This is a genomic window from Vagococcus sp. (genome assembly GCF_036639995.1).
GTDB lineage: Bacteria > Bacillota > Bacilli > Lactobacillales > Vagococcaceae > Vagococcus.
Window position 1 is genome coordinate 5929 of record NZ_JAVWHO010000039.1, and the last position, 9375, is coordinate 15303.

Consider the following 9375-nt stretch of genomic DNA (forward strand, 5'->3'; position numbering starts at 1 on the left):
CATCTGACACGTGAGACACCATCACAATTCCTAAAGTCATTATTACTTCACCCCTACTTCTAACATTGTTTCAAAAAGATATGCACTTGATTGTGATCCTGGATCAATATGACCAATAGAGCGGTCTCCTAAATAAGATGCTCTACCCTTTGTGGCCTTAATATCTTTAGTTGCATCAGCAAATCCTTGAACTTTTTCACTTGATAACTCATTATTTTTTAACGCTTCTACCGTTGGCGCCCAGACATCAACCATTGTTTTCTCACCAATTTCAGCTTTTCCTCTTTTTTGAATATCTGCTAATCCTGCTGCCAATATCTCCGCTAAGTTATCTGAAGCCATTGATGCTTTTGTCATTCCCATAAATGCTGAACCATAAAGCGGACCAGAAGCGCCACCTACTTTACTAATTAACGTCATAGCTGCTAACTTAAATGTATCTGTCACTGTTTCAGGATTTTTATCGTTAATGGCAGCCATCATCTCTGTTGTTCCACGAGCCATATTTGCCCCATGATCCCCGTCACCAATTGGTGTATCTAAATCACTTAAATATTGTTTATTTTCGACAACTTTATCTGTAAAAAGTTGCAACCAGTTCTTTAATGTTTGTACTTCCATTCTATTTCCTCCTAATTACCATCCGATAGTTGTTACTGGGTGGTTTAATTGTTCTTTCCAATTGTCTTCTATTTTAACCATTGTTAGTGACAGACCTGTCATATCAATGGCAGTCATCAAATCTCCAACTTTTTTAAATTCAATTACTAAACCTTCATTGTTTAAACGTTCTTTCACATCATTCATAAAGACAAATTGTTCCATTAACGGTGTTCCACCTAAACCATTAACAAGTACAGCATATTTCTCTCCTGTCTTCCATGAAAATTCACCTTTTAATTTTTCAACTAACTCTTTTGCTAAATCTTTTGAAGGTTGAAGTTTTTCTTTACGGTAGCCTGGTTCACCGTGAATACCTACACCATATTCAATCTCATCTTCTTCAAGAACAAATCCAGGTTTTCCAACTGCTGGAACTGTCGCACCCGTTAAAGCCACACCAATAGTTTTTATATTTGGAACTAATTTATCAGCTATTTCTTTTATTTCAGCTAACTCTTTTCCTTGATCAGCATAAGCACCTAGAATTTTATGAACTAAAACAGTTCCTGCAACACCTCGTCTACCAGCTGTATACGTGCTATCTTCAACAGCAATATCATCATCAACGATAATTTGTTCTACTTGAATGCCTTCCATCTCAGCCATGTCTTTAGCCATTTCAAAATTCATGACATCTCCTGAATAATTTTTAATAATCAACAAAACACCTGCGCCTGTATCAGCTGCTTTAATTCCTTCCAATACTTGGTCTGGTGTAGGTGATGTAAAAATTTCACCACAGACAGCTGCACTTAGCATTCCCTTACCAACAAAACCTGCATGAGATGGTTCATGACCACTACCACCACCACTAACTAAACCAACTTTACCTTCATTCTTGTCTTTTCTGACAATCACATCAGTATCTTTAACACGTTCAACTAAATCACTATACGCATAAGTTAAACCTTCAAGCATTTGATTCAATATTTCTTCTGGCTGGTTAATAATTTTTTTCATGGTATCTCTTCCTTTCGTTTTGCCTTTTCTTAATTGGTACCTTCATTATAAAATGAAAAGGGTTTCAATATAATGGACAAAAACTTCAATGTGTCCGCTTTCTTTTTTAGTTTGTTATTTTAGCTTTTAATTGTTATTCTTAAACGGAGAATAAGAAAGAGAAGTGGTGACATGGTTTCAAACGGTTCCCTAATTACAAAAAAAGTGATTGCTTACGCCTTTAAAGATTTACTGAAGCATACCGACTTTCAAAAAATTTCAATTAAAGACATTATGAGTCACGCTGATTATAGAAGACAAACATTTTACGATCATTTTTCCGACAAGTATGAATTACTGGATTGGATTTATCATCAAGAAATGACAGAAACCATAGATCACTTTATCAATTACGACTATTGGAAAAAGATTGTTTCAAGAATTCTTTTTTACTTTGAGAAAAACAAATTGTTTTATCAAAAAACATTGATTATTAATAGTGATAGTTCTTTTGATGGGATTCTTGCAACTCATTTACAATCTTTCTTTAAAGAAATCCTACTCGAATCAGACACTAAAAAATTAACTCCTAACCAAATTAAGCGAAACTCTTCTTTTTATGCCCATGGTTTAACTGGTCTCATTAAAGAGTGGTTACTTGATGACTGTTCCACACCTATTTCTGAGATGGAAAACATAATTATTAACATCATTGATACGACAACAAATTAAAAGAGATAAACGAAGATTTTCACTCTACGTTTATCTCTTTTATTATTAATGTAAAATATGTCCTTTTTTAAGGTTATCATTTATTTTCATAAATAAACGATCTGCTTTTGGATAAAGGATAAATCCAGCAATAAAGAATGCAATTGTTACTGAAATTAAAATTGAAATTGCTTTTGCTGCAGATGGCCAGTAAATACCACCCACTGATTCTCTCAATAAATTCACCGCATGTGTAAATGGAATATAAGGATGAATCGCTCTAAAGAATGGCCCTGACATTTCAATTGGGAAGTTACCCCCACCAGCTGAAATAGAGAGTACCAGTATGATAATCGCAATTCCTTTACCTAGATTATCAAACAGGGCGACTAAGACGTACACCATCATCATAAAGGCAAAATCAATAAGTAAGGCAAACAATAAATTCCAAATAGGATTTTTTGTATAAGAACCTAACAACCATTGATTACCAAGAGTTACGATTAACGCTTGGAAGAATCCTACTGTCAAGTAAGTCATCATACGCGCTAAAAATTGTTGACGTTTAGAATATTTTTTCTTTTGTTCTTCATCTAAATGGAATTTAGTTGAAGCAATACTTGAAAACAGAACAGCCCCTACCCATAAACAAAGAGCAGTATAGAAAGGCGTACTTGCTGAACCGTAGTTTGGTACAGGATACACATCTGTTTGTTTTACTTTCACTGGACTTGAAATAAAGTCACTTTCTGAATTAGCATCATTTTTTAAATATTTAACAATTTCATCTAAATTAACATCTTTTTCGCCTTTTCTAATTAAGTCACTGGCTTTGCCAATACTATCCTTAATTTTTGGCCAATCATTATTGATTAAGTCTGTTGCTTCTGATAAAGCTTTTTCAAATTTTGGTGCTTTTTCATTTACCATCTTCATTGTTTTTTGGACATCTGTTTCAATGCCTGGTAAATCTTGTTGAATAAAGTTCGAAGCTTTATTTAATTTATTTTTTAATGTTGGAAAATCATTCGTAAAGAAAGCTGCTCCGTCATTAATGCCTCCAATAATTAAATCCATATTTCCGTTTAACAATTCATTAGCTGAATGAATTTCTTCTTTAATTGCTGGTAATTCTTTTTGATATGATTCTAAGAATCCAATAGCTTGTGTAATTGTTTTAGAAGTACTTGTCATCAAACTATCCACACGTCCAATTAAATCATCACTAATAACTGTATTAGTAATGTCTCCAGCTTTTGTTAATACATCTTGTGCTTCATTGATTAATGTATTAACTTCTGATTGGATAGCACCTGTATCTATGCCACTCACTACTGAGTTAATGTTACCTGCTTGACTACTGATTTCAGATAAGGCTTGTTTTAGTTGAGCAGGAGCTTTTGATAATTCACCTAAGTTGTTTCGAACATTATCAACACGTTGTTTCGTTGCATCCACAACATTTTTAGCTGTTTGCAATTGACCAATAATGCCATTTAAACTAGTCGAGCCTGTTACATTTTGTAAATCTTGTAATAGGGTAATCACATTACTTATCATTTGGCTTTGTCCATCTAAACGTTCTGATAATTTATTCAAATCTTCTGCTAATTGTGCTTGTTCTGCTGGAGTCAATTCGTTATCACCAATAATACCAATTAATCCATCTGCAATAACAACTGTTTCTCCTGATACCACTTTAATAATACTAATACCCGAATTTACACCACTTGCAATATTAGGTAAAGCTTCTTGGACTTTTCCTAAATCTGTCTTCACTTGGGGAATCATCTCATTAGCTGTTTTAGCTAACTGGCTTACTTCAGGTAAAACTTTTTGTGCATCATTAATGATACCTAATCCTTTATTTGCTTCTGTTATTGCTTCATCCATCATTTGTACTACTTGATCAAAATCTTGGTCAACTTGATTAATTTGGCGACCAGCATTTTTTATTTCTGGAATTTTTCCTTGAACATCATAAACTAAAGTACCATATTTTTCGATTTCTGGCATTTTTTCATTTAACGTTAAAACTTTACCAGTCATTTGATTAACTTCTGGAATCATATCTACAAATTTATTGGCATCATTTAATTTACCTTTTAATTCAGGCATTTTTTTATTAAGCTCTACCACTTCTTTTGTATAACCATCAATTTCATCTAAATTATCATCAATTTCTAACACTTTACTTGTCATCTTTTTAATAGAAGGAAGATTACTATCTAGGTTAAAACCAATTTCATTTAACACTTCCATTAATGTTTTACTAACAGTAGTTACAAACTCATTTGAGATAGTATCTTTAATTGTTCCAGCACCTTTATCAGATATTTTTGGTGCAATGGCGTTAATTTTTTGGTTAACACTGTAATCAATTTGTGGATGTTTAATGTCTCCACTAACAAAACTAACTAGGTTATCTGAAAAATCTGCTGGTAAATAAATACCCGCGTAATATTTACCACTTTTAACACCTTTATCTAATTCTTCTTTGGAGTCTACAAATTGCCAACCTAATGTTTTGTTATCTTTTAAGTTATCAACAATCTGATCACCAATATTGACCTTCTTATCCAGCACCTCTGCTGTTTTGTCATCTGAATACACAGCAATCTTTATATCTCCTGTATTCGAATACGGATCCCAAAGAGCTGCTATGTTAAACCAGGCATATAATGATGGAATAATCATCAACGCAATGATTAACACAAAAGTTAATTTATTTTTATAAATTCTTTTCCAATCTAGTCGGTATAAGTCAAAAACATTTTTAAATCTATTTTTCATACTCTACTCCCCACTTCACATGTACTGATTCCAATCTTGTCTTGGAATTTCACCATAATTTTTAAAGACATCTGATAAAACATCTTGAACCGTGACGTTTCTTAATTCCTCATTCCATGCTATATCTGCATGTGTAAAAACTTCTGTTATTGTCTCATTTCCATTTTGGGCAATCTCATTAAAATCTGAAAAAGCTCGTTCTAATACACCAATATGTGGAAAAGAATGAAATGGTCCTTCGATAGCTTCAACTATATCCAATAATGAGATATCTCTCAAGTTTTTTTCAATATAAAAGCCACCATTATTACCAGATACCCCTTCAATTATTTTTGAAACCACTAATTTTCTGAGTAATTTTTTTACATAAGATTGAGAGACTGATAGTTTCTGATAGATAGCTTTAGATGATGCTGGTAGCTCTTCATCTTGTGTTGCTAATATCGCTATAATCGCCAAAGCTTGTTCCGTCGCATTGGTTAGTTTCATGAAATATTCATCCCTTTCTCTACTTCAGAAATCTATTATAGACTTGTTTTGTCCACGATGCAATTATTTTAACACTTTCTTATCAATTGTTTTTTTATAGGGTATTTAAAATAAAAAAACAAAGATTAAAAAGCTGATATATCAACCTTTTAACCTTTATTCAGAATTTGATGATTCGTGAAGTCTTTACTCATTTTCTTGGTTTTTTTTAAATTTAAATGGGTTCTTACGATAAATTACTGTTGTTGAAATCATGAAAGCTACAAGTAAAATAATAACTGTCATAATCATTGCACTAACCACACTCGGTTCATATTGACCATATGGATTGATACCTGTTACTTTTATTTTTATTGCTTCTATCAAGCCTGGTCCCTTTGTCACAAAAAAGACAAAAATAAGAAAAACAATTTGTACTGGTCTCCTAAGTGAATCATCCATTAAATACTTTCCATTATTTTCAAGAGATAACTTTTTAAATATTTTTTCACCCCAAAATAGTAGAACAAACGAAATTAACAAGAAAAATAAGGTAGGGATAATTACCTCTGGAAAACCTTTTTTACTTAGTTCGAAATAATTGTTAATACTAAACCATTCTAAATTTTGAAAATTTTTATTTGTCAAAGTATAGTACGTTACACTTAGACCTGATAAAAATGCTGATAACATATACCAGAAAACAGAAATCGTAATTACACCTGTTATCCACTCACCTAATATCACCCCGGCAAAACTACTAACAATAAATATTGCGACTAAACATGTTGTCAGAACTATTTGACTAGGCAGTAAATCAGTAAAACTTGCATTTAAATGCTCTCTTGGAATGAACAAGGTTAATCCTGCTAGTTTCAATAATTTAGATACCACTAATGACAACAGAAGTGTCCCACCAACTATTTTTAACTTAGCTTGATAAATCTCTTTTTTCTTAAATTTTGAAGAAAAAAGTAATGTATTAAAATTGGTTTTATTATCATAGAAGAAAAGTGAAAAACCACAAATAATCGTCACAACTATCATTAAGAAATATGACTCATTTAAATAAGAACCAAATACACTTTGCTGATCCGGTTTATCTGGAAACACCTCTAAACGAGCTTCTTTATATTCTTCAAAATCATCTGTTGAAAAAACCTTATCCCCATTATTTACATCATAGTATAGAGTCATCTTCCCATCAGGGTAACTATTCTTATCTTTTATCTCTTTATAAAAGCTTGCTTCGCCTTTTTTACCGGTTACTTCCGTTTCTGCTTCTTTCCAGTTTGAAATACTTACTTTTGTTTCATACAGTGACAACCCAACAAAAAAGACTGCCATAGCGATTAGTACATATTTATATCGTTGAACAAGTAAGTCCTGTAATTCCTTTTTCATTACGTCACCCCTTAATTAAATAATTGAAAATCCGCTTCATCTGTTAAATTAGATGAAAACAAATCCTCTAACGTTATTGGTATTTCATCAAATAGTACTGGATTTAATTGGTCGATTTCTTGTTGCATTTCTGGTGTAATTTCTTTAAATAAACCAATCATCACGCGCCCTTGAACCGTTAATATTTCGGCATTTTCTTTGATAATTCTCGGTACCTTTTTATCCTTAAATACCATTTGAATTTTTTTCATTGATGCTTTTGCTTCTTCTAAATGATATTCATTCACGATAGTCCCATCCTTTAATATTAACGCTCGATCTAATAATGTTTCTAATTCTGTTAAGTTGTGTGAAGATACCAGTACTGCTTTATCAGATAAACTAATCTCATTTAATAACAGCTTCAATACTTGTTTTTTAACTATGACATCCAAACCATCAAATGGTTCATCTAAAATTAAGTAACTAGCATTTGATGAAATAGCTAAAATAATATTAAATAGACCTTGCATCCCTTTAGAAAATTGATGATAACTTTTATTTTTAGGTAAGTTGTTTGTTTCAATTAATTTATCGTATTTCTCACTATCAAAAGTTGAGTAGATTTTTTGATAGTACTTTCCAATTGCAACTGGAGTCATCTTGGCAATCGGACTATTTTGAATATCTAAATAAAATAAATGTTCATACAATTCTCGATTGGTTTCAATATCTTTTCCATCAATTTCAATAGTTCCCTTATCCTTTGTATAGTGATTCATCAACGTTCGGAAAAGTGTTGTCTTCCCGACACCATTTCTACCAATAATCCCTAAAATCTCACCTTTATTTAATTCAAAAGTAATATCTTCTAGAATTAATTTTCCATCAATTGATTTTTCAATATGATTAACTTTCATGTATTAGTTCCTCCTCAAATAATGTGCCGACTCTTCCATCCACTGCGTGAGTTCTTTTTCTGTCACATTCAAGTAACTAGCTTCAACAATTAAATCTATGAACTGTTGTTTGATTTTCTTTATTTGCTTTTCATTTCTACTTTCAGTATCTAATTGTTTAACAAATGTGCCTTTTCCTCGAACCGTTACAATCACATCGTCTTCTTCTAGGACTTTATAGGCTTTACTTATTGTATTCGGGTTAATCACAAGTTGGGTAGCCATCTCTCTAACAGATGGTATCTTATCTCCTGGTTCTAAAATGCCCCGCAAAACATCTTCTTTAATTCCTAAAACAACTTGTTCAAATAGTGGCTTACCACTCATTTTATCAATTTGCACCCTTCACTCACCTCCATAGTGTATTACGTGTACTATTGTAACCAGAACACTTAACGCTGTCAATCTTTTTTTGTAGTAACCAATATGCTAATCAGTGTATAATAGAAGAAAGGAGGCCATGCTTATGAATAAATTTGAACAAAATAAAAAAGCCGCTTCAACCTCAACTATTAAAAATAGTGAGTTTGATCGACTTAACACCATTCATACACAGAATTTGGATCCATCAAGTCAAGGAATTCATATTCTTCCTCCTGACTTAGAAAAAAAGAAACAGAATCGGTCATCTTTTATTGATTCTTTTCTAAAAATAATTAGCAGTATTGTTAGTATTAGTTTATTTTTTACTGTTCCACCACTATTTGAAACTATTTTAGATAGCAACATTTATGATAGTTTAACCTTTCTATTTTTCTCAATTCTTGGTTGCGTTTTACTTGGTGTTATATGTTATTATTTGTTTTCTTTTTACTTAGTACATAAAAAGAAAGGATGATTTAAATGAAAAAAGCAAAAGTTGACTTTATTTTTTTAGTTTGTTTCTTAAGCCTATTAATCTTATATTTTTATATAACTAATAACAATTTTGATATAAAACAGTCACTTTTTACACTTGTTCCTTTCGCTATTCTGGGCTTTTTAAGTTTTTATCAAAAAACAACTTTCAAGATTAATTTTCTTATCTTTTTAGTATGTTTTTCTGCTGGATTTTATTCTCCTGATGACTTTGTTGATTGGACAGGTTATCTCCTCATGATTATCTTTGCCGCACCTTTAGCACTTCTTTGGGCATTCGTCTTGAAAGTTCGTCAAGAAAAAATCAAGCAAGGTGAGTTAGATAAATCATTTATTAACTGGTTACATAAGAAAAAACCAACCCTTTCTGTTAAGATGCTTTTTATTTTAGGTTTCCTTCTTTACTCTTTAATTTCTAGCTTGCTGATCTACTTTCTATTTCCTACCTTCTCTATTTTTCTATTTCTACTCTGCCTATCAGCAAGCCTCTACCTTTCTTTTTCAGAAACCTATTTTTATATCATCCTTCCAAAAAAAGACAGTTAAAGTCTACTCACTCTAACTGTCTTTTAGCTTATTTTTCTTCAGTTTTTTCTTCTTT

The 9375-nt window shown here is 31.8% G+C and carries 10 protein-coding genes; 3 read left to right on the top strand and 7 right to left on the bottom strand.

The window, feature by feature from the left end; genetic code table 11:
• Positions 1 to 42: 42 nt before the first annotated feature.
• On the bottom strand, positions 43 to 621 hold the full coding sequence (dhaL, locus tag RR554_RS09405; protein ID WP_332467893.1) for a dihydroxyacetone kinase subunit DhaL: 579 nt from the start codon (positions 619 to 621) through the stop codon (positions 43 to 45).
• A gap of 15 nt (positions 622 to 636) precedes the next feature.
• Entirely contained in the window at positions 637 to 1623 is a 987-nt protein-coding gene (gene dhaK / locus RR554_RS09410; RefSeq protein ID WP_332463805.1) for a dihydroxyacetone kinase subunit DhaK, read from the bottom strand.
• Between the two features lie 171 nt (positions 1624 to 1794).
• On the opposite strand from dhaK, the gene dhaS reads away from it, so the two are divergent.
• The gene (dhaS, locus tag RR554_RS09415) at positions 1795 to 2334 is read left to right on the top strand and encodes a dihydroxyacetone kinase transcriptional activator DhaS (RefSeq protein ID WP_332463804.1); all 540 of its coding nucleotides are present in this window, start codon (positions 1795 to 1797) and stop codon (positions 2332 to 2334) included.
• 45 nt (positions 2335 to 2379) lie between these two features.
• Here dhaS and RR554_RS09420 read toward each other — a convergent pair whose 3' ends face one another.
• The 5 genes from RR554_RS09420 to RR554_RS09440 all read right to left on the bottom strand — a co-directional run bounded on the left by RR554_RS09420 (position 2380) and on the right by RR554_RS09440 (position 8243).
• A complete protein-coding gene (locus RR554_RS09420; protein ID WP_332467894.1) occupies positions 2380 to 5106 on the bottom strand; it encodes a YhgE/Pip domain-containing protein in 2727 nt (908 codons plus the stop codon).
• 15 nt (positions 5107 to 5121) lie between these two features.
• Entirely contained in the window at positions 5122 to 5595 is a 474-nt protein-coding gene (locus RR554_RS09425; RefSeq protein WP_332463802.1) for an Rrf2 family transcriptional regulator, read from the bottom strand.
• A 186-nt stretch (positions 5596 to 5781) separates the two neighbouring features.
• Positions 5782 to 6978, bottom strand: a complete 1197-nt coding sequence (locus RR554_RS09430) for a hypothetical protein (RefSeq protein ID WP_332467895.1) — start codon at positions 6976 to 6978, stop codon at positions 5782 to 5784.
• Positions 6979 to 6989: 11 nt separating this feature from the next.
• Positions 6990 to 7877, bottom strand: coding sequence for an ABC transporter ATP-binding protein (locus tag RR554_RS09435; protein ID WP_332463800.1), 888 nt, complete (start codon positions 7875 to 7877; stop codon positions 6990 to 6992).
• Between the two features lie 3 nt (positions 7878 to 7880).
• The gene (locus tag RR554_RS09440; protein ID WP_332463811.1) at positions 7881 to 8243 is read right to left on the bottom strand and encodes a GntR family transcriptional regulator; all 363 of its coding nucleotides are present in this window, start codon (positions 8241 to 8243) and stop codon (positions 7881 to 7883) included.
• 139 nt (positions 8244 to 8382) lie between these two features.
• On the opposite strand from RR554_RS09440, the gene RR554_RS09445 reads away from it, so the two are divergent.
• Together RR554_RS09445 and RR554_RS09450 are read left to right on the top strand one after the other, a co-directional pair.
• Positions 8383 to 8754, top strand: coding sequence for a hypothetical protein (locus RR554_RS09445; RefSeq protein WP_332463799.1), 372 nt, complete (start codon positions 8383 to 8385; stop codon positions 8752 to 8754).
• Between the two features lie 5 nt (positions 8755 to 8759).
• Positions 8760 to 9320 (top strand): hypothetical protein, encoded by a 561-nt coding sequence (locus RR554_RS09450; RefSeq protein WP_332463798.1) that lies wholly within the window; start codon positions 8760 to 8762, stop codon positions 9318 to 9320.
• Positions 9321 to 9375 lie beyond the last annotated feature (55 nt).

Coding starts and splice junctions, on each gene's coding strand:
- dhaL (WP_332467893.1), bottom strand. CDS start 621: ATGGAAGTACAAACATTAAAGAACTGGTTGCAACTTTTTACAGATAAA.
- dhaK (WP_332463805.1), bottom strand. CDS start 1,623: ATGAAAAAAATTATTAACCAGCCAGAAGAAATATTGAATCAAATGCTT.
- dhaS (WP_332463804.1), top strand. CDS start 1,795: ATGGTTTCAAACGGTTCCCTAATTACAAAAAAAGTGATTGCTTACGCC.
- RR554_RS09420 (WP_332467894.1), bottom strand. CDS start 5,106: ATGAAAAATAGATTTAAAAATGTTTTTGACTTATACCGACTAGATTGG.
- RR554_RS09425 (WP_332463802.1), bottom strand. CDS start 5,595: ATGAAACTAACCAATGCGACGGAACAAGCTTTGGCGATTATAGCGATA.
- RR554_RS09430 (WP_332467895.1), bottom strand. CDS start 6,978: ATGAAAAAGGAATTACAGGACTTACTTGTTCAACGATATAAATATGTA.
- RR554_RS09435 (WP_332463800.1), bottom strand. CDS start 7,877: ATGAAAGTTAATCATATTGAAAAATCAATTGATGGAAAATTAATTCTA.
- RR554_RS09440 (WP_332463811.1), bottom strand. CDS start 8,243: ATGAGTGGTAAGCCACTATTTGAACAAGTTGTTTTAGGAATTAAAGAA.
- RR554_RS09445 (WP_332463799.1), top strand. CDS start 8,383: ATGAATAAATTTGAACAAAATAAAAAAGCCGCTTCAACCTCAACTATT.
- RR554_RS09450 (WP_332463798.1), top strand. CDS start 8,760: ATGAAAAAAGCAAAAGTTGACTTTATTTTTTTAGTTTGTTTCTTAAGC.